This is a genomic window from Spirochaeta cellobiosiphila DSM 17781 (assembly GCF_000426705.1).
Classification (GTDB): Bacteria; Spirochaetota; Spirochaetia; order DSM-17781; family DSM-17781; genus Spirochaeta_E; species Spirochaeta_E cellobiosiphila.
This window is the reverse complement of sequence record NZ_KE384554.1, coordinates 175,076-195,935: the sequence shown is the minus strand read 5'-3', so window position 1 is coordinate 195,935 and position 20,860 is coordinate 175,076. Positions and strand designations below refer to the sequence as shown.

The following is a 20,860-nucleotide window of genomic DNA, read 5'->3' as shown; positions in this document are numbered from 1 at the left end:
TTCCTTCTATAATTGGGACTGTAGGAATGCTACTTCCTCAATTAATGCTTGCTGGAGTTCATCCAGTTCTTCTTGGGTTGTATCATAGCCTATAGATATTCTAATAGAATTAAAGGCTGTATTCTTCTCAATTCCCATACTTTCTATGGCTCTGGTCTTTTCTTTCTTTTTACTGGAACAGGCTGACCCAGAAGCTAGAGCATACCCTTTATCTCCCATTACCCGAACAAGAACTTCCCCGGGGATCTTATCAAAACTAACATTTAGGATAAAGGGGGAGAACAGGTCTGTATATTCACCTCTTTCCACGGGAAGGGAGCGGCATCTTAGTTGTTTTCTCAGTTCTTCGTAGAATTGACTTAAATCTACTTTATTTTGCCATATTCCTTTTTTAAGAATTTGGGCTAGATGATAGGCTCCCACCACATTTTCTGTCCCTGAGCGATAACCTTCCTCCTGGCCTCCTCCCTTTTGGGGAATGTCCAGATCTTTTTTAAGGTATAGGAGACCGATCCCCCTCAAAGCGCCCACTTTATGACCACTAAAGCTAGCAGCATCTACTCCCCAATCGGCTAAATCAATGTCACTTTTACCTAAAACTTGAACAGCATCAGTATGGAAGAGGATGTTATTACCCTTTGGCATATTCCTTACCGTTTGGACTAATTCCTTAATGGGTTGTATGACTCCTGTCTCATTATGAAGTGCCATAATAGAAACCACTTTAGTATCTTCTTTTATATGGCTTTTAAGAATATCCGGTGTAATAACACCTCGGTGGTCAGGTTTTATTATATCCACAGGTATACCAGATTTTGATAGGTATTGCTTAGTGTTATAGACACTGGGATGTTCAATAGAAGACATAAGGACACGTCCCGGGCTAACTTTGGTTAGCAGAGATTGAAAAACCATATTATTAGATTCTGTACCTCCAGAGGTAAAGATAATACGTCCCTTTTGAGCCTTCAAGGCATGAGATATTAGTTGGCGCGCTTCTTCTAAACGTGCTAAAGATTCCTTTCCTAATTTGTACTGTGCACTAGGGTTATAGGCAAGACTGGTTAACTGGTCGCTGATGTTTTGGAAAGTATCTATATCGAATTTAGCAGCAGCGGCCCAATCAAAATAATTCATGACAGGGATTATAGGATAATGTCATAATAATTCCTATATAGTAACTTGATAAAAGGACAAAAAGTAGATATCTTGAAGTTTATGAACAATAACGATGCACAATGCTGCTCAGAAGAAATGTTAGATAAATATGCACAAAAGCTTAAGGTTTGTGGGCACCCCCTACGGCTTAAACTTTTATGTCTAATTGAGAGGAACTCCTCTTGTGTTAGTGATTTATGGCAGTGTTTGAACCAACCACAACCAGTGATAAGCCAGCATTTGGCTGTACTCAAAGATAAGAACATTGTGTCATCAATAACGGAAGGGAATAAAAGAATTTACTCCATTGTTGATCCCTTTGTAAAAAGTCTTGTTCAATCTTTTGATAATGAGTAGACTCAATTAATGTCATCACTTACCTTTGAATTTAACAATTTTAAAACCGATATTAACATAACTAGAAGGGAGTTAATTGATTTTACACTCCCTAAGTTAATCATTGCAGATACTAATACTTCTTCCCTTATTTCTGGTGGAGTGGATTTAGTACTTCCTCCAGGAGAACCTGCCAAGCATTGGCAGAGTGTAGATCAGATTCTCGAAATTGCCCTTAATAAAGGTTTAACTAGAGATTCTATTATCATGGGTGTTGGAGGCGGTGTCATCACTGACATGACAGCTTTTGCTGCAAGTCTCTATATGCGTGGCTGTGGATTAACCTTAGTACCTACAACTCTATTAGCTATGGTAGATGCTGCTTTTGGTGGAAAGACTGGTATTGATTATCATACTTATAAGAACTTGGTAGGGACTTTTTATCCTGCTCAAAATCTTATTATTTGTGTTGATTTCCTCTTATCACTACCAGATCATGAATTCAAGAATGGCCTTGCTGAAGTGATTAAGACTGCCATGTTAGGTGATGGAGAATTGTTGGATTTATTGGAAAATAAACGTGAAGACATTCTGGAACGTGATTTAGATCTCCTGGAACAGGTTGTTGTTCGTTGTTTGAGAGTAAAAGGACACTATGTTACCCAGGATCTCAAAGAGGGGGGCATTAGAGCTCAACTTAATCTTGGTCATACTTTTGGTCATGCTTTGGAGAGTCTCTCCGGTTTATCTGCTCTAAGTCACGGAGAGGGGGTAGCCTGGGGGATGAGACAAGCTCTGCAAGTAGGAGTTAGCATGGGGGTCACCAATCCAGAATATGCCGGACGTATTAATTCTCTACTGGATGCTTACTCCTTTGATACTACTACAACCTATAGTAAGGAAGAGCTTCTTGCTTACATGGAAAAGGATAAGAAGAAACAAGCTGGTAAACTAAGATTTATCCTTCAAAAGGACTTAATGGATACTCAAATCCTGACAATAGAGCGAGAAAAATTGTTAGAACTGTGGAGTTTGTAAATGAAGGTCAATAAGGATGTTCTGGCTCAGAACTGTCGTGAATATCAAAAAGATGAGATCGTTTTTGATGAAGGACAGGAAGGCAAAGAGATGTTTATCATCCTTAGCGGTTCTGTAACTATATTAAAAAAAACTTCTGCTGATGCCTATAAAGAGCTCATAACCTTAAATAAGGGAGACATGTTCGGAGAAATGGCTCTTATTGAGCAAAAGAAAAGATCCGCTATGGCTAGAGCAGAAGAGACCACTAAACTTCTTGTTTTAAACGAAGCTGCCTTTTTTAGTTTTCTAGAATCCAATCCCTCTTTTAGTATCAAGATTATTAAAGTATTAGCTGATCGATTAAGAGGAGCTAATAAAATCATACAGCAAATCCTTAATACTAATACCAATAAACAGATATATGAGGGTTTGTTAAAGTATTCTTCCTCTAAAGGGGTGTCTACTTACAATGGAATGAGAATAAATGTGGATGCTTTTACAGATTGGGTTTGTCATAACTTAGGAATCGTTAAAGAAAGTGTCCCCTCTGCTCTTGATAGTTTTATGCTTCGGGGACTTGTTAAGCGTTCTGCTTTAGGAGATTCTGAACTCTTAGTTCCTAAATCTCATTCTACAAACTCATAAAATTGTTTAATTGTCTATAAAGTTTGTTCAAATTAATCAGATCATCATGTTCACCTTGGATATCCAGATCATCTGCTAAATATTCAATACTACCTAAGCTCACATCAACTGCTGTAAAGAATTTAGGATACACCCGGAACCAATAGACTCCTTGTCCGTCTGTTTCTAATCCTATAAATCCCATTTTTCTGGATTTTTTTGAGACTGGATTAATCTTAAGAACCTGCCATAAGTCCCTAATAAGGGTATTATCTTTATTCTTGATTACATAGGTCTTATGCTTTGATATTGGATCAATGATAGCTCTGTCAGGATTATACTGATTTAGAATGGCGAATAATTCCATTGATTTCATGTTCTCAAAAATCAAATGTCCATTCACATATAAATCAGCACGTAAGCTTCTTAGATGACTTAATTCTTTTATTTTTTTCTTAGCCAGGGCAGCTTTCACCTGTTCCCAGTGAAGCTGTAAGGTTTTATGACCCTTTTTAGTTTTCTTAATAGGAACGACAACACCCTCTATACGAGTTTGATCGGTGAAGTCTTCTCGACGCTCTTTGGATTTTCCCCGGCGATTGTCTTGAATATCCCCTGTTATCTTATGTGTTATAAGTTCTTTTGTTATGGTAGGTAATACCTCTTTAAGCCATGATTTATCTAAGGGACTCACTGAACGTGCGAAAACACGACTGGTTTTAACAACCTCACCTGCTACGAGGAACTGGGGAGATTCTTTGAACATAACCGAACCTGGATGGATTTGAATTTGTTCTGCAGCAATACTTCTATAGATGCCCCGTCCTGTCTTGATACAGACAAACTGCAAGTTTCCTCTGGCAATGGCTTTAAGGTAATCTGCATAATCACCACCACCTTCAATTGGTATAGAACGTTCACTGATAATTTCTTCCAACTGACCTGATATATTAATCAGTTCATCCATGGTTTTCTTATCAAGATAGAAGTTCTCACAGAACTTATCTTTGTCCTTTGTTTCCTTATAATTATTAAACATATGAAGGTAGGACACAAAGTCTCCTAAAGGATCTCGAAAGCTATGATGGGCGTGACGTGCTTCCATTTCCTCTCCTTGGGGAAGAAGAAAAGGGGAGTTTGTACTTAGGAAAGCGGCAGCAATAATAACCTGTTTTAACACTCGGGGATAACGATAGATGGCTTCCACTATCATACGGCTCTGGCGTGGCAATAGGGGGAAGTCGACCATCATTTTACCAATATCAGTAAGATGATTATGATCATCAAGAGCATCCAGCATTTTGAGAACCTGTACAGCTCCTGCTATACCCTGTCTGCCAGGAGGATTTATGAAATCAAAGGATTCAAAATCATTAATACCGATTTCTGCCATTCGTAGGACAACTTCTGACAAGTCCGTTCTATATATCTCCTCCCTTGTATAAAGGGGGCGTTTTACATACTGATCTTCTGTGTAGAGACGATAACATTTACCAGGTTGTGTACGTCCTGCCCGTCCTTTTCTCTGGTTGGAGCTTGCCTTACTGATGGGCTCCTCCATGAGTGTGGATGTAAAGGTTTTAGGGTTGTAATAATTAATTTTAGCCATACCAGGATCTATGACGATCGTTACTCCATCAATTGTGATGGAGGTTTCCGCAATATTGGTAGCTAAAACAACTTTTCTTTTACCTTTTGGTGTTGGTTCAAAAGCTTTTTCCTGGGCTTCCTTTCCTAAACGACCATAAAGGGGGATGATGTGGAGAGTCTTTTGATAAGGTTCTGCATATAGTCTCTGCATTGTATCCTTAATTATTTTTTCTCCTGATAGGAAAATCAGTACATCCCCTTCTTCTTTGTTTTTTACTAATTCTGCTAGTATCTCTGCTACCTTGTCTTCGATTGTCATAAAGTAACCCCTTTCTTTTAAGGGTTTATATATGACATCAACTGGGTAGGTCGGTGTATCAATAGAGATAACAGGGGCTTTGTTGAAATATTGACTAAATTCATCAGTCTTCAATGTTGCAGAACTAATGATGATTTTTAAATCTGGTCGAAAGGGGAGGAGACCTTTTACTAATCCCAGTATGAAGTCAATGTTAAGGCTTCTCTCATGAGCTTCATCAATAATCAGAACTTGATAGGCTTCCAGGTTTCTATCATGTTTGATTTCTTGAAGAAGAGTTCCATCTGTGAGAATCTTTATATGTGTGTTCCGGTTTGTTTTATCTTCGAACCGCATTTTATAGCCGACAAAACCAGGAAAATCTGTTTGAAGCTGTTTGGCTATGTATTCACTTACTGAGAGAGCTGCTATACGACGGGGTTGTGTTACCCCAATCATTCCTCGATCTGTATACCCTGCTTCATGAAGTATGATAGGAAGTTGGGTTGTCTTACCTGACCCTGTTGGACTTTCAACAATAATGACTTGATTTTCTTTTAGAGAATCAAGAATTTTCTGACGGCTTTTGTAAACTGGTAAATCATGTGGATTCATATGCTAAAGTCTATACTCTGTCTTTGATGTAAGCCACCACTTCTTCATAGGATAAGCGATCTTTTGTCTCACGACTTCGTAAATCCTTAAGGTTTAACCTGTTTTCAGCTCTTTCGTTTTGACCAACGATTAATCCAAAGGTAAAACCTTTAGCTTCAGCGAACTTAAATTGTTGAGGAAGTTTTTTGCTTAAGGGATAGACTTCCGTCATAAATCCGTCCTGACGCAAATCTTCTGCTAATTGGTAGTAATAGGGGTAGAGCTCTTTGTCTTGATTGAAGATGATGACTTGAGGGCCATAGTTTTGTTCCTCATTGTTCAAGGCTTCCATGGCTGCTAACAGTCTATCCAGACCTATAGAAGATCCTACTCCTGGTAATTCTTCTTTGGTATATAATCCTGCCAGGTTGTTGTAACGACCACCGGAACACACTGATCCGATATCCTGCGCTTCAGTTAAGAAGGTCTCATACACAATACCTGTGTAGTAGTCCAGACCTCTCGTGATGGAAGGATCAAGAATAAATTTATCTGCTAATCCTTGGGATTCTATGAGTTTCCATATCTCTCTTAATCGCTCACTAGCTTCAGAAGATCCCCCTGAGAGTAGTTCTAATTGAGACAGAACTTGAATAAATTCACCCTTCTGGGATATGAAATCCAGTATTTTATTCGCTTTATCTTCAGAGGCAAATTCTTTGAGTTGTTCGAGCGTCTTGTCTCGTCCAATTTTAGCCAGTTTATCTACTGTTCTGAGTATTCCAACAGAATTATCAATTAATCCTTCTCTTTCCAGGAACAGGTTGAATAATCCCCTGTGTGATAAATGAAATTGATAGTCCCCAACAGGGAGTACTTGAAAGGATTTATTCATTAATTGAAGAATTTCAAAATCCGCACAGGCATTATCCACTCCTACCATGTCAAAATCACATTGATAGAACTCACGATAACGGCCTTTTTGAGATTTTTCACCTCTCCATACTTTATTTATATGATAGCGTTTGAAAGGCATATAAAGGTTATGCCTGTTAGCGGCAGTATAGCGGGCAAAGGGTACGGTTAAATCAAATCTCATGGCCACATCTCTTCCGCCGTTATCATTGAATCGATATAGCTGTTTGTCTGTTTCTCCTGACCCTTTTCCTAAGAGAACCTCCGTATATTCTAGAACCGGTGTATCAATGGGGACAAATCCGTAGCTTTCAAAGGTATCTTCCAAGGTGCGGATAAGATGTTTGCGCTGCATCTCCTGTTGTGGTAAAAAATCGCGAAAACCTTTCAAAATCTTAGGCTCAATAATTGACACAGATCTGCTCCTTCTAATGAATTTTTACCAACCTACTATGCAACATAATAAGGGAACATTCAACTGCACCTTGACTTAATTCGAAGTACAGATACAATTATATCTTTCTAATGTGATGTAACTGGAGTTAATCATTTGTTAGTACGATACACTAAGTCTGAGACTGGTAAGCTGAAGAAACAAGCTCTGATTTATACCCAAAAGGAACACAAGATAACCCGTGACATGATTGACCCTGATGCTTTATGGGTGACCCATAAGTTAAGGGAAGCTGGATTCGAAGCTTATGTCGTGGGCGGTGCTGTTCGTGACCTCCTTGTTGGTAAAACTCCTAAGGACTTCGATATCTGTACTGATGCTAACCCCAGACGTGTTCGCAGAATCTTCCGTAATTCTAGGATTATTGGTCGACGCTTTCGTTTAGTTCATGTGTATTTTTCACATCAGAAATATTTGGAAGTATCTACCTTTAGGAGTGCTGAGTCGGGAGATGGACAAAACATCTATGGAACTTTGGATGAAGATCCTTTAAGGCGGGATTTTACTCTTAATACCTTATACTACTGTCCAAGAGATGAGTATGTCATCGATTATTTGGGTGCCTTTAAGGATATTAAGAAAGGTAAGATTAGACCTGTTATTCCTCTTAAAACTATCTTTGTTGAAGATCCTGTACGTATTCTAAGATGCTTGAAGTATAAGGTAACAATTAACTTCGATCTGACTTTCCGACTCAAAAGACGTGTAAAGAAGGATGCCTCTTATGTAGCTAATTGCTCTGTAAGTCGTTTAACAGAAGAACTATTCAAAGTTCTCAGCTGTGGTTCGGCCAAAGGGATCATAGCTACTTATTATGAATACGGTGTTTTGAAGTATTTTATTCCTGAGATTGCCAGGTTTATGGATCAGGGATCCAGGAAAAAGACAGTTCTTAATTCTCTTGAGAAGCTGGATAAGCATGTTCACGGGGAAGGCGAAGATCGCAGGAGTCGAATGATCTATTATTTACTTAAACCTTTGTGGGATAAGGAAAATTTTGATCAAGTAATCAGCAAGGAAAGATTTAATCATGTTCTTAAGTTTTCTAAGAATTGCTTAAGTCCTCTTATTGCTGCCAATAAGGATATTGAAGGGGCCATGCGTTATTATTTTCGTAAGAATAAATGGCCCACCACTCGTCCTCTTAAAAGAAAAAAGCCCCTTTAGAGGGGCTAGCTATTCAAATAGCTTGTTTAAATTGTTCAAGCTTGCTTTATATGTTTCTTCAGAAAATATCAGTGCTGATTCCCAGAGGCTTTTTGCTTCTGGGATTTGATTATTCTTGTATAAAGCCAAGATCAAGCCATATTCACTTAAGCCCGCTGGACTTTCTTTTTTAATACTTTGTCTGTAGTACTTTATTGATTTTTCCCATTCTGAGTTCTGGTAATAGTACAAACCACAGTAGTAATCAAATCGGTAATCCATATCCGGATAGGTGTTTTCCATGAGAGTTATTTTGTCAACAACTTTGCTTTTATCGTTCTTAATATAATCTATTAACTGCCCTAGAGATTCTGAAAAGCTTAATTGTCCTTTGTAAAATTCTTTAATGGCTATATTCCACTCTTGTTCATTTCGACTGTGGAGGAATAATTGTTGAGCTACTGCTTCTGTGTTTTTATTCCTGTCATAGGATTTGTTTACTAAATGCCAAGCATTCCATATTCGTCTATTATCAAAGTTGCTGGGAGAGTGAACTAAAAAGTTGACCCACGCCCAACTAGCGATTCTTGCCTCACGTGATACGCCCTTCGATCCATCTTCATTGGTTATATATTGGAATGGATTATCCTGTTTTATTATTTTTTTTGCTTCCAGTAACCAGGCTGATGCTTGAGGTTGGCTAATTTTATTATTCCAGTTTGTATCACTAAAAAATAAGCTATACCCTTCTTGTAACCAATACGGGGGAGTCCCAAAGGCACCTCGAATTAGTTGTATAGTTAATTGCTGTTTTGTTTGTGTCCAGTTTTCAACTAGGTCAACCCCTAATAATCGTCTATATTTAGGGGTTTCAAAATGAAGATAAATTGGTGGTTGATAATTGGTGGGGAGGCTTGATTCCAGGAGGTGCTGTTGGAATTCTTCTTTTGTTGAAAAATCATAAACTCTATACGGGAGCAGGTTAGATTCTGTAGGAAAGGTTAAATATTCGTCTACTAATTGATAGAAGTCTTCCAGGCTTTCTTCCAGTATTTGTACTTCCGGTAAGGTCTTATCGCTATATATTACAAAATGTTCAGATGTGGTCTCTGTTAATTCTGCATAGGAGAATACACAGATAAAACCTAATAGCAATACACTAAGGAGTCTCCGCTTTTTAATCATCTCTAATACCACCTTTGATTGTCTCTACTGTTATATGCACTTCTTCTACTAGGATACCAGTATAACGACTAATGCTGTCAATAATATAATTTTGAAGCTTTTGTAGGCTACTGGGAAGAGATTGGCCAAAGGGAACCGTTATGGTGAGATGAACCATGTATCCTTCGTTACGGTTTTTAATGCTCACTTTGGATACCTTAAGAGTGTCATTGAATTCATCAATACAGTGTAGAATCATTTGACTAAGAGCTGATTCACTAATACTCACCCGTCCTTTGTTTTGATGGAACTGAGGTCTGACTACAGCTTTATTAAAACTTTTCTTTTTGCGGAATAAGTTGATTCCACCTTTGAGGAAGATCTTAACAGAATCTGCAAGTATACTGGAATAGTCTTTTCCAACTTCCACAGCTGGAACGGGAATCACATGCTTCTGTTCCTGATTTCTACTATGGAGAGCTTGTTCGATTTCTGATCTGGAGGCTATGTCTTCTATCTGAATGTACTTGAATATATGGGGCAATTCGAGTCTATCCGCTATCTTGTTAACCATCTTACGACTTGTCCCTATAAGTAATATCTTATTAAAATTTTCCTTTGTCAGGGCTTTTAGGACGTTTTCTCTATGCTCAATATCTTCAAATATTGCTGTTTTTACAGCTGTTAGGTATCCGTCTGCCTGTTTGGCCGTCTTACCTGCCAGAATACGATCCTCTTTAATAAAAAGACCATCATCTATTATATAGTTGATGTGATATTTGTCTGCTACTAGTTTGGCTCTAAAGGACTTGCCTGTTCCACTTTTTCCTACAAGGGCATAGACTTTGACTCCTTTGAGAACCCAATACAAATGGTGCATTATCTTTATTTTTTTCATATGTCCTCTAGTGTGTAATATAATTCTTTTTGATGAAGTTTAGGATAAGATTTTCTATGTTTTCCAGAGAAATGTACTTGTTGTAGTATTTCGGTGGTTGTCCCCATATCCATTGTCCTTCTTCGGTTATAGGAGTAGGAAGGTAGAGGGCTGCACTATGCAGGTACATATGTTCATCCTTAGTTCCATACTTATAATCCCCCACCACTGGATAGCCAATGTATTGGGCATGGGCTCTGATTTGGTGAGTTCTTCCTGTTAGTAACTCAATGATTACTGTCGTTTTACCATCTCTATATTCGAGAGGATGGTAAATAGTTTCGGCCTCTACTGTTTTATCATTTGCTTGTTCAAACACAAGGGTTTTCATTGAGTTTGGTATCAGTGGTGCTTGGCAATGGATCTTGTTCTCTACATGGCCTTCTAAGACTGCTAGGTATAGCTTTTTAATTCTTCCTTCCTGGATAGCTTCTGTAAAACTTCTGGCTCCTTTTAAGCTAAGACTGTAAGACACAAGACCTGAAGTGTTTTTATCAAGTCGATGAAGGGGGCCTGGTCTAAAGCTAACCCTATCGATTTTTTTTGATATAAAATATTGATAGTGTTCACTCTCAAGACTGGCCGGTCCTTGTGTTATTAGATTATCCATCTTATTATAGACCACAATATCTTCTGATTCATAAACAATAGGTGGTAGATGGAAGGTCAAATGATTTTCTTCTTGAGATATCTCATCGAGGTTTTTAATATATCCTTGGTATATATCAAGAGAATCTCCGGTCATCACATTATAGTTGGCCTCTGTTTTCCTACCATTGATAAGAATATCTTTTTTACGTATCCCTTTGTATATGTCACCTTTTTTGAGTTGAGGCAGTAAAGATTTTACAATATTGTCAACCCTTTTGCCTTGTTCATTTTCCGTTAATTTGTAGCTTTTAAATCTATCCCTACGCAAAATAGCTCCTGAAACTCTTTACAGATCTGTTAAAATCTGTTGATAATCCTTATACTGTATTTTATTTAAAATATAAAGGAAGGATTCTTAATTAATATGGCCGACTTTCCAATCGACAGACTGTACAGAGTTGTCAGTCATCCTATTTTCTTAAGTGCCACATTTAGTTGGTTCATAGCCCAGGGTATTAAAGCTCTCATCGAAGCCTTTAAAGCCAGAGGGCGGCTTGATAGAAACCTTCTTATAACATTAGTATGGCGAACAGGCGGGATGCCATCCAGTCATAGTTCCACTGTCACTAGTCTAACCACTTCCATTGGGATTACGCAAGGCACGGAGTCAGCCGTCTTTTTGTTGAGTCTGTTTTATGCTATTTTGACTATAAGAGATGCTCTAGGCGTGAGAAAAGCTACTGGTGTTCAAGCAAAAACAATGAATAAATTAGGGGCAGATTTACAGGAACAATTAGATATTGAGTATCTACCTGTTAAGGAGGTAAAAGGGCATAAGGCAACAGAGGTTATTGTTGGTATAATCCTGGGCTTTTTTATTGCTGTAGCTTTCTGTTCCCTCTAATAACTTCATGACAAAGTACTTCTGGCCTCTTATTTTACTGGTTTGTACCATATTGTCCTTTATAATTTTTGCAAGGTATAGGCCCGAGAATATAACCTCTGATTTGCTTCTATTCAACTATAGAGGTGATAACTTTGTGGACCAATATGATGGTTTATCAGATCATTTGAAGAAAAATATCATTAGTTTGGACAATTTAACTATACCTCTTATATCATTTTGGGAGAATAAAGAGGTCAAACTAAAAGATGTGGATGATTATATGTATAGAGATGATCCTCGTTATGATAGCGTCTTTGATGATCTTAAAAGCTTTTTTCATTCCTCAAATGGTTTGTTGGTCTTACTTACTGATCCCACTTTATATGATGAATTTGTTACTTCCTTTGGGGAGAGTGATATTGAAGCCTTTAGTCCTGTAACTGGACCGGCTGTTTTCATTTTATTCTATGTTCTATTTATTTTCATTTTGGGTTTTACTTCATATAAGTTAAAACGTCCTCATCTTGTTCCTTGGTTTGCTGTACAAGGAGCGTTTATTTTTAATTTAGGCTTCTTCCCTTTTATATTTCTACTATCAGCTCTTGTATGGACTATTGTTTTCTATAAAGAAGAAAAATGGTCCAAGGTTGTCTATGGAGTCATCGCCTGTTTGTTTATTCCTAGTTTATTTATGGCGAAAGTTTTAGTGATTCTTTGGACCTTGATAGAAGGAGTATCTTTGATTGCTTATATCATGACTTTGAGGACTTATAAAGATTTTATTAAACGGGAGCATGAAATATTTGTTCCAGTAGAAATCCTTCCTTCGAAATATTCCTTTCGATCTTTATTTGTTTTAATGGCTTTATCTAGTGTGTCCCTTGTGTTATGTTCCTTCTCTCAAGGGCGAGTGGAAGAACGTGTGTTAGCAAATCAGGATGTGGATCAAATAAAAATGTCTGCAACGATGTTGGTGGAAGAATACAAAAAATATTCCGTCAAATTGAAAGGTTTTAATACCCATAGCCTGCATGATCAGACTTGGGAAGAGGATTTATCGAAGGCTAAGTTGGGTAAATTCCAATTTTTAGAGAAGGTTAGTCAGATGAGTTTTGCTAAAGCATCCCCCTTTAAAGTTTCGTACTATGTGATATACTGGTATATGATTTTGATTATTTCAGCATTTATACTGCTATATCGATACAATAATAAAAAGATAACGATTTTTTCTTAGGATATTGAATGAACATACCTCGTAGTTTCGCCGGGGGAGTCGAGTTATTCCCCATGAAAAAGGTTCAAATATTAGAAGTTAAGAATGGCCAACTTCCAAAGTTGGCTCTTATCCCCTGGGTTCAACATCAAGGCTCCGAAGGTACTGCTTTGGTAGAATATGGTGATTTTGTACAAGAAGAACAGATATTGATTAAAGGAGACGGTATAAATTCCGTCTCTATTCATTCCCCTGTTCCAGGTCGCATTGAGAGGGTTATTCCTTATGAGACATGGTCAGGTATTAAGACAAAAGCATTTTTAATTAGTCTTGGTGGGGAATTTCATCGTCTTGGTAAGGATGTTCCTCCAGAACCAAAGCAGGAATACAATATTCAAATGCTCCGGGATAAAGTGCTAGAATTTGGCGCCCTTGATTCAGAAGGTTATCCTTTGAGTCAAAAATTAGCAGAAGATCCTAAAAAGATTAACTGTGTGATTATTAACTCTGTTCCTAAAGAACCCTATCAGTTTAATGAAAAAGTACTTCTTCAAACGCGATGGGAAGATCTCATCTCGACTGTAAATGTTCTTCATAATGTTTATGGAGAGGCTCGTTTTGTCTGGGCTTATACAAGTGAAGACAAAAAAGATTTTAACCGAATAAAAAATCGCTGTCAGAGATTGGGACTGGATATCAATTTTGTCCCTACGAGAAATCAATATCCTCAAGGTGATGATAGCCTTTTGATTAAAGTTCTCGGACTTAATAAAGAGGATGTTATCACTTATGATACTCTTTCTTTACATAGTCTTTTTGATATTATAAATAATAATAAGCCAATGGTTGAAAAATACCTTAGTATAACTTCTGTTGATGCTGAACCGGTTTGCTTAAAAGTGCGGATAGGAACAAAAATATCGACTATATTAGAAGATTGTGGAGTCTCTATAGAAAATAATGATCAAGTTCTAGTTGGAGGGCCTTTTCGTGGTGCTCAAATCAAGGATCTTGATATGCCTATCACAAAAGATATTAACAATTTGTTTATACTAGAAGACAAGCATCGTACTAAAGGAGAGGAATACTCCTGTATTCATTGTGGATGGTGTATTAGTACTTGTCCAAGTAGACTTAATCCAAGTCGTTTATCTATGTTAATAGATGCAGATAAAACGGAAATTGCCTTTGATGAAGGGCTTGATTTATGTTCTTTCTGTGGAATTTGTGATTTTGTCTGCCCTAGTCATATTCCTTTAATAAATAAATTCCAGGATACCATTAATGCATCGACAACATAGTTTTGCTCCTAGTTCTTACTTGCATAGTAATATAACGACAAAGTCTCTTTATTTCGAATTATCCCTTAGCTTAGTTCCCGCTCTTGTTTATGCTGTGTATTTACAGGGATTTTATGTCCTATTTATTTATTTCTTTTCCTTCTTAGGAGGATTAGCTGCGGAGGGATTAGGCCATTTTGCTATGAAAAACAGAATAAACATACGCTCTGTTGTTTTTTATAGCTTGCTGAATGGATTTCTCTTTTCAGGTTCTACTAATGTTGTCTTTCCCTTCTTGTCTTCTTTTATTGGGTTGTTTTTGACCCAGAGCATTTTAGGGGGAGTGGGAAGACATTGGATGAATCCTGTGGTTTGGGGATATGTCTTTGTAAGATTTTCCTGGCCTGATTTATTCAATAAATGGCATATGTCTCGTAATATGAATGGTATTGAGTCCACACTTAATCCTTTGATGACTATTAAAAAGGCAACTAATGGTCATCCTATGGCCATTTTGGATCAGGCAGGTCTTCCTAAAAGTGAATGGGATGGTTTTTTTACGAATCAAATCAACCATTTCATTCTTGATCCTTTATCCATTAGACTACCGGAAGGGTATATTGACCTATTGACGGGCCAATTTCCAGGGTTCCTAGGTGAGATAACTCTCTTTTTTATCGTATTGGGAGGGGCTTATTTAGTTATTAGAGGTATTATTGACTGGACAATTCCTTTTCTCTATGCAGTGACTTATGCTTTTGTCGTTTTTTTACTTGGTGGTCTACCTTTTAGTACAGGTTATTTTTCCGGGGATATACTCTTCCATATGAGTACCGGTTTTTTCTGGTTATCTTGTTTCTATCTATTACCTGACATAACTATTGCTCCTAATGCTCAGATAGCAAAAAGTATTTATGCTGTGTTATCTGGTATTATAGTGGCTCTCCTTAGGATATTTTCCCCTTTTCAGGATGGTGTTTTAGAAGGATTATTGTTGGTGAGCGCTATTATTCCTCTTCTCAATAAAATACCAGAAAAAATCGACCAGAACATAATGAAGAGGTTTTGATTGTGAGTTATTTATTATTTGTGTTGTTAGCTGGAAACGCTTTATTTTATTATGGGTTAAGTACTTATTATTTGCCTCTTATACTGGAGGGACGAAGAGATTTTGGTTTGAAGATTACCGGGAATACTCTTCACTTACTTGGTTTAACTCTCGTTTATTGGCCTATCAGTCACTTTGTTTTAGTTCCTTATGAACTGGATGTGTTAGATTTTCCTGTGATTTTAATTATATATGGTTTTAGCAAATGGGCTTTGATGTATGGAGTTCGGTTCTATGATGCTTCCCTTAAGGAATATTTTTCATCAGAACCGTATAAATGGGGTGATTCTGCTCTAATTACGGCGTATTTGCTATTTTTGACACAATATGATATAGCTTTGGTCCTGGCCTTGGTAGGAGCTATTTTGTTCATGTTAGGATTGTGGGTGGCTGTTAAGTTAGTCATTGCTATTCGTGATAGATATGAACTGGAACCTCCTGTGCCAATCTTACAAGGACTACCAATATTGTTTTTGGCAATTGTAATATTTAGTACTTTGTCTTTGGTCTTTTCGTGGTTAATACCCACAATAAGATAAAATGTTATAGCATTCACTATGATATGAGGCTATAATATTTTTTGTTTGCTATCTTAATTCTGGTTATCAAATGAGTAAATTGAAAATTGTATTTGTCACCTATACATCTCTACCTAAGTCGAACTCTGGTGAAGATTGGGAACATTATTATCAGCATATACTGAAACACTTTATAGCTACCTTATATAGGTACACCGATTTGCCAGCTGTGCACTATGTGGCTGGAAGTACTCTTAAGTGGATAGAGAAACATCATCCTGAATATGGAAGTGTTCTTGGAGAGATGCTCAGGACGAAGCAGATAGATATGCTTTGTGGGGCATATCATGAGCCATTTCTTCCGATTATTCCCGGTCCTGATAGATTAGGACAGATTGAAATGATGTCTACTTTTCTACGTAAATCTTTTGGAAAAAGATTTAGGGGGTTCTGGGTCCCAGAATTGGTGTGGGATGAAAATTTGGCTAGTATGCTAAATCGTTCAGGTATGACTTACACTTTTTTACCTGACACTGATCTATTACAGCTTGGAATCTCTCCCAAATCGACCTATCAGATTCATAATGTAGAAGATCAGGGACGAGCTATCAAAGTTTTTCCTTTATGGAGAACTGGAAGAGGGATTACAGCCTTAAGTCCTGAAGAAATTATTGGTAATTTAATTGCCCTTCAACAGGATGGCGCTCGTTATATGGCCTTGGCTATCGATCCTTTAGAACTCCAGAATAAGATTATTGAGCAAGGTGGAATCCCTTGGTTGGATAGATTATTGTCTCTTTTTAGGGAGCATAGTCAGGAATTGGAGCTAGTGGCTCCTCAAAATGAGATTCGAAATGACAAGGTTGCTTATTCAACTCATTATTTTTCTCCAACAACAATTGACCAATATAATAATTGGGGCAACATGAAAAATAGAAGTATTGCCAAAGGGGCTTTTAAGAACCTTGTCAATTACTATAAAGATGTACGACTTATTTATTCAAAGATGGTCTTTGTTCATTCTCTGGTATTACAAATCAAAGGTGATAAACAGCGTAAGAAGACAGCCCGTGAATTATTATGGCGAGGGCAACTTCATCAGGCTTATTGTCTGGGCCGACTAGGTGGTGTAGCTGATGCCCATATAAGACGGGATGTCTATGCCAGTCTGTTGGAAGCAGAAAAGACTACCCGTGAGAAAGGTATTTTTATGCCAAGTCTACTGGTAAAGGACTATGATATGGATGGGCGAGATGAGTATCTCTATCAAGGGTATGATTATAATGCTTATGTTCATCAAAGTGGTGGTGCTTTATTTCAATGGGATTATTTTCCTTTAAATTGGAATGTTCTTAATAGCTTTCAAGCTTATAGTGCTTTTGAAAAGAATATAAAAGGTAAGGCTTTTCATGATCATTTTTATCCTATGGGTCTTCCCGTTAATGAATGGCGGGATGCGCTTGATATGGGAGATTTTGCTTATGGGGCCTACCGTTTGATTGAATTAGATAAAGAAAAAAACATGATATCCTTAACCAGAAGAGGCGTTTTAACATATAAAGGGAAGAGTCATGCTCTTAAGGTGCGTAAGGAGTATCATTTTAAACGTCGTTCTGTCGGTGTTGATTATTATATTGAAAATGTGTCCACAACGGATTTACATTTTGAATTCTGCCCTGAGATAAACTTAGCGTTTCTCGATTTTACAGGTGAATATAAGATTTTTACTCTAGTTGATGGTCAGAAGATTTTTATTGATGAAAGCGAGCTACCTAAAAAAGAACACGAAGAACTAAATTTTCAAGACCAACAGTCTAAGGGGGTTGTATCTATTCAGTTCTCTGTACCCCCTAAGAGCGCTGTTAAGTCAATTGAATTACCGGTAGAAGATGAATTAGGAGAGAGGAATATTTATCAGAACTCCCAATATCTTCCTTATTGGTCATTGTCATTGTTAAAAAGTAAAAGTTGGCATGTCTCTTTAGATATTAAAGTTACTCGTCGTTAAAAGGTGAATCGGTAATCCAGTTATTCATTATATATTCAATGTAGTAGGTGGATTCTTCTTTAAAATAGTCCTTAGTTATAAGAAAATTTAATAAGGCATTTTTACTATCTCCAAGGAATAAGTAAGATATTCCCAAGTAATAATGACCTGAAGCTTTTTCCATATCATTTAAGTTGAGAGTTAAATACGCTTTTAGTAAATCTTTGCTTTGGGTGAAATCTCCATTACTTATAGGACCATTAATGATGGTCATCAGATTAACATTGTCCTCGTATACATTATGTCCATATTTCTTAAGATGTTTTAGTTCTAATCTGTCTTCTTCAAGTCCATCATAAAGAGCCATATATCTTCTAACATTGGCTTTAGATTCTTCAGAAAGGTCTTTCCATTCAGGTAGACTCCATCGACTGTCATTTAACTTCGTATCAGAATCAATACTTTCATATAAGTTTATTTGGGGTAAAGGCAAGGAACGCATCTCCTGATTATTAGTAGATATCTTTTGTTCTTTTATACCTAGTTTAACTGGAGTTCTCGTACTATTACGCCCTAATTCTAATTCATATTGGTCCGTTTGAAAGCTGTTATCATCAATAACGGCATAATAGTATTGGATTCCAGGTATAGGTACATCAGCATATTGCTGTGAACCTAGTTTGTTTGGTTGTATCTGATAAGCTTTCTGAAGATCTTCTTTTGTAGCTATTATTGTAGAACTTCTGAAGTATAATATATTTACTCCGTCAGGGACATTCTTCACTTTTAAAATTATTCTATCATTTTGAGTTGAGGCTGACATAGTTATATTGCTTAAAGCAGCTCGCATTAAATCAGCTTCAGTGACCTCAAAAGGAAGAACCGTTGTGTTTCGATAGGGTATAAAGGTATTAATAATCTCCTCGTCCGTAGTCACTCCCAATACAGCATAGTAATATGTTCCTGCTACTTGAATTGTATCATCAATGAACTTTTCCTTTCCCAATTCTACATCACCCATAACTTGGGCACTTGGATAATTATTATTATTAATGGGCTGTCCAGCTCGTAAAACCCTATATTTACCCTCTATTAGGTCTCGGCTGTCCTTCCATGTAATAATGGCAGATCCTCTGTCCAAATGAATCTGAAGTCTACTTATAAAAGGTGCAGATACTTTATTATCCTGGCTGTAGAGAATGAAAGGCAGTAGTATTAAGGTTACTAGAATAAATTTATATTTCATGACTTAATAATAATCGGTTTACTTTACATTAGACAAAAGGAATTTTATGTTCGTTTCTGTAATATTAGATTTAGGCAACGATGATAGCCGTAAAGATGTACATGAACTATTATTAATGTATGGCTTTGATATGGTGCAGAGAGATGTTTATGAATCGAGTTCTTTGAATGAAAAACGTCTTAATCACCTTAAGCTTGATATAGATAAGCGTACCGATTATTATGATCAAGTTCGTATTTATCAGTATCCTATTGATGATACGCTAGTGGTGACAGAACTAGCACAGAAGAAATGGAAACGAAAAATTATGAGGGTATAGAAAGATGGACTTACAAGAGATACAAAAGTCAATTAATGAATTAACAGTAGAAATTGAAGATACATGGAGGCATCTTTGACCCGGATGCGATTTATCATGATATAGCACAAAAGGAAGACGAAAGTGGTGCTCCTGATTTTTGGGACAACAGGGAAAGAGCCGAAAAAGTTCTTCAAGACATTCGAAAACTAAAAAATAGAATTGAACCATGGCAGGATATCAAAGATAATTTGTCAAATTTGACAGACATTATCGAAATGTTAAAAGAGGAATCTGATTCTGAAATACAAGCTGAAGTAGAAAAAGACTTTGAACATCTACTTACAAGTTATAATAAGCAAAAGAAACTTGAATTACTCTCAGAACCTAATGATGATGGAGATGCTTTTCTTACCATTCACTCTGGTGCTGGTGGTACTGAAGCTTGTGATTGGGTATCCATGTTATTCCGTATGTATTCCCGGTGGTGTGAAAACCAGAACTTTAAATTTGATATACTAGATCTGTTAGAAGCTGAAGGTGGGATAAAGAGCGTCACTATCCAGGTAAAGGGAGATTATGCCTTTGGTAATCTAAAATGTGAAAGCGGAATCCATCGCTTAGTCAGGATTAGTCCTTTTGATTCTTCTGCCAGGCGTCATACCTCTTTCGCCTCTGTGCATATTTCACCTGTGGTGGATGATGATATCGAAATTGACATTAATCCTGATGATTTAAGGGTTGATACTTATCGTGCTCAAGGCGCAGGCGGTCAGCATGTTAATAAGACGGAATCAGCGGTTCGTATTACTCACCTTCCTACTAATATTGTAGTGCAATGTCAGAATGAACGATCTCAACATAAAAATAGAGATACAGCCATGAAGGTGTTAAAATCAAGACTATACGAGCACTATAAAGCTATACAAGAAGCGGAGCAGGAAAAGCAGGCTGCTGAGAAAAAAGATATATCCTGGGGGAACCAAATTCGTAGCTATGTCTTTCATCCTTACAATATGGTTAAGGATCATCGAACAAAAGCAGAGACTGGTAATGTTCAGGCTGTTATGGATGGAGCTATTGATCAATTTATTGAGGAATATTTGCGTTTTACATGGGCACAAGCAAACTAGAGCATCACAAATCTATACTTATAGTCGATGACTTACCCTTTGTTCGTAAAAAGATAAAGGAAGTCCTACGAATGGTTGGCTATCATATTGCCGGAGAAGCTTCTGATGGGCTTGAAGGTTTGAATATGATTAGACAGTTGAAACCTGATCTTGTTCTCTTGGATATAACCATGCCCAAGATGGATGGTCTTCAAGTCTTAAAGCAACTAGATAAATCACAAAAGGTCATCATGTGCTCCTCTCTTGGTGAAGAAAAATACATTCTCACTGCTATAAAATGGGGAGCCATGGACTTCATTGTTAAACCATTCACAGATGAACGATTAATCAGGGCTGTTCATAATGTCTTATCACGCTAGACTGG

General features: G+C 37.2%; 20 protein-coding genes. 13 read left to right on the top strand and 7 right to left on the bottom strand.

The window, feature by feature from the left end; genetic code table 11:
• Window positions 1-6 precede the first annotated feature (6 nt).
• On the bottom strand, window positions 7-1,137 hold the full coding sequence (locus K345_RS20215; RefSeq protein WP_053228141.1) for a cysteine desulfurase family protein: 1,131 nt from the start codon (window positions 1,135-1,137) through the stop codon (window positions 7-9).
• Window positions 1,138-1,218: 81 nt separating this feature from the next.
• Here K345_RS20215 and K345_RS0107725 point away from each other — a divergent pair, with 81 nt between their 5' ends.
• The 3 genes from K345_RS0107725 to K345_RS0107715 are packed head-to-tail and all read left to right on the top strand — an operon-like array spanning window position 1,219 to window position 3,159.
• Window positions 1,219-1,515, top strand: coding sequence for an ArsR/SmtB family transcription factor (locus K345_RS0107725; RefSeq protein ID WP_028973671.1), 297 nt, complete (start codon window positions 1,219-1,221; stop codon window positions 1,513-1,515).
• 9 nt (window positions 1,516-1,524) lie between these two features.
• The gene (locus K345_RS20210) at window positions 1,525-2,532 is read left to right on the top strand and encodes a 3-dehydroquinate synthase (RefSeq protein WP_053228140.1); all 1,008 of its coding nucleotides are present in this window, start codon (window positions 1,525-1,527) and stop codon (window positions 2,530-2,532) included.
• Entirely contained in the window at window positions 2,533-3,159 is a 627-nt protein-coding gene (locus tag K345_RS0107715; RefSeq protein ID WP_028973670.1) for a Crp/Fnr family transcriptional regulator, read from the top strand.
• Here the strand turns inward: K345_RS0107715 and K345_RS0107710 are convergent.
• Window positions 3,146-5,641: a helicase-related protein gene (locus K345_RS0107710; RefSeq protein WP_028973669.1), complete on the bottom strand. Its 2,496-nt coding sequence runs from the start codon at window positions 5,639-5,641 to the stop codon at window positions 3,146-3,148. The two genes, K345_RS0107715 and K345_RS0107710, sit on opposite strands and share 14 nt — an antisense overlap.
• 10 nt (window positions 5,642-5,651) lie before the next feature.
• Complete coding sequence (hisS, locus tag K345_RS0107705) at window positions 5,652-6,950, bottom strand: histidine--tRNA ligase (protein WP_028973668.1); 1,299 nt, start codon at window positions 6,948-6,950, stop codon at window positions 5,652-5,654.
• Window positions 6,951-7,085: 135 nt separating this feature from the next.
• Here hisS and K345_RS20205 point away from each other — a divergent pair, with 135 nt between their 5' ends.
• On the top strand, window positions 7,086-8,156 hold the full coding sequence (locus tag K345_RS20205; RefSeq protein ID WP_053228139.1) for a tRNA nucleotidyltransferase/poly(A) polymerase-related protein: 1,071 nt from the start codon (window positions 7,086-7,088) through the stop codon (window positions 8,154-8,156).
• Window positions 8,157-8,165: 9 nt separating this feature from the next.
• On the opposite strand, the gene K345_RS0107695 is transcribed toward K345_RS20205, so the two are convergent.
• Genes K345_RS0107695 through K345_RS22270 form a run of 3 tightly spaced genes read right to left on the bottom strand, consistent with a single transcriptional unit; the run spans window position 8,166 to window position 11,155 of the window.
• Entirely contained in the window at window positions 8,166-9,320 is a 1,155-nt protein-coding gene (locus K345_RS0107695) for a tetratricopeptide repeat protein (RefSeq protein ID WP_028973667.1), read from the bottom strand.
• A complete protein-coding gene (locus tag K345_RS0107690; RefSeq protein WP_028973666.1) occupies window positions 9,313-10,197 on the bottom strand; it encodes an Asp23/Gls24 family envelope stress response protein in 885 nt (294 codons plus the stop codon). Before K345_RS0107690 ends, K345_RS0107695 begins: the two co-directional genes overlap by 8 nt.
• 7 nt (window positions 10,198-10,204) lie before the next feature.
• Window positions 10,205-11,155 carry a pseudouridine synthase gene (locus K345_RS22270; protein ID WP_053228138.1) on the bottom strand — a complete coding sequence of 317 codons (951 nt, stop codon included), beginning with the start codon at window positions 11,153-11,155 and terminating at the stop codon, window positions 10,205-10,207.
• A gap of 96 nt (window positions 11,156-11,251) precedes the next feature.
• Here K345_RS22270 and K345_RS0107680 point away from each other — a divergent pair, with 96 nt between their 5' ends.
• The 6 genes from K345_RS0107680 to K345_RS0107655 all read left to right on the top strand — a co-directional run bounded on the left by K345_RS0107680 (window position 11,252) and on the right by K345_RS0107655 (window position 17,840).
• Entirely contained in the window at window positions 11,252-11,731 is a 480-nt protein-coding gene (locus K345_RS0107680) for a divergent PAP2 family protein (protein WP_028973665.1), read from the top strand.
• Window positions 11,732-11,867: 136 nt separating this feature from the next.
• Window positions 11,868-12,947: a hypothetical protein gene (locus tag K345_RS0107675; RefSeq protein WP_028973664.1), complete on the top strand. Its 1,080-nt coding sequence runs from the start codon at window positions 11,868-11,870 to the stop codon at window positions 12,945-12,947.
• Between the two features lie 8 nt (window positions 12,948-12,955).
• Window positions 12,956-14,227, top strand: coding sequence for a 4Fe-4S dicluster domain-containing protein (locus tag K345_RS20195; protein WP_037571594.1), 1,272 nt, complete (start codon window positions 12,956-12,958; stop codon window positions 14,225-14,227).
• Window positions 14,211-15,275, top strand: a complete 1,065-nt coding sequence (locus K345_RS0107665) for an RnfABCDGE type electron transport complex subunit D (RefSeq protein WP_028973663.1) — start codon at window positions 14,211-14,213, stop codon at window positions 15,273-15,275. Before K345_RS20195 ends, K345_RS0107665 begins: the two co-directional genes overlap by 17 nt.
• Window positions 15,276-15,277: 2 nt before the next feature.
• On the top strand, window positions 15,278-15,853 hold the full coding sequence (locus K345_RS0107660) for a hypothetical protein (RefSeq protein ID WP_037571592.1): 576 nt from the start codon (window positions 15,278-15,280) through the stop codon (window positions 15,851-15,853).
• 70 nt (window positions 15,854-15,923) lie between these two features.
• The gene (locus tag K345_RS0107655) at window positions 15,924-17,840 is read left to right on the top strand and encodes an alpha-amylase/4-alpha-glucanotransferase domain-containing protein (protein ID WP_083963684.1); all 1,917 of its coding nucleotides are present in this window, start codon (window positions 15,924-15,926) and stop codon (window positions 17,838-17,840) included.
• Here K345_RS0107655 and K345_RS0107650 read toward each other — a convergent pair.
• On the bottom strand, window positions 17,827-19,065 hold the full coding sequence (locus tag K345_RS0107650) for a tetratricopeptide repeat protein (protein ID WP_028973660.1): 1,239 nt from the start codon (window positions 19,063-19,065) through the stop codon (window positions 17,827-17,829). The genes K345_RS0107655 and K345_RS0107650 overlap by 14 nt on opposite strands.
• Before the next feature lie 46 nt (window positions 19,066-19,111).
• Between K345_RS0107650 and cas2 the strand changes: the two genes are divergently transcribed.
• From cas2 to K345_RS0107635, 3 genes are all read left to right on the top strand, one after another.
• Window positions 19,112-19,384 (top strand): CRISPR-associated endonuclease Cas2, encoded by a 273-nt coding sequence (cas2, locus tag K345_RS0107645; protein ID WP_028973659.1) that lies wholly within the window; start codon window positions 19,112-19,114, stop codon window positions 19,382-19,384.
• A 4-nt stretch (window positions 19,385-19,388) separates the two neighbouring features.
• A protein-coding gene (prfB, locus tag K345_RS0107640) for a peptide chain release factor 2 (RefSeq protein ID WP_245584610.1) occupies window positions 19,389-20,496 on the top strand; the annotation gives its coding sequence in 2 pieces (ribosomal slippage) (window positions 19,389-19,451 and window positions 19,453-20,496; 1,107 coding nt in all).
• The gene (locus tag K345_RS0107635; RefSeq protein WP_028973657.1) at window positions 20,478-20,855 is read left to right on the top strand and encodes a response regulator; all 378 of its coding nucleotides are present in this window, start codon (window positions 20,478-20,480) and stop codon (window positions 20,853-20,855) included. Before prfB ends, K345_RS0107635 begins: the two co-directional genes overlap by 19 nt.
• Window positions 20,856-20,860 lie beyond the last annotated feature (5 nt).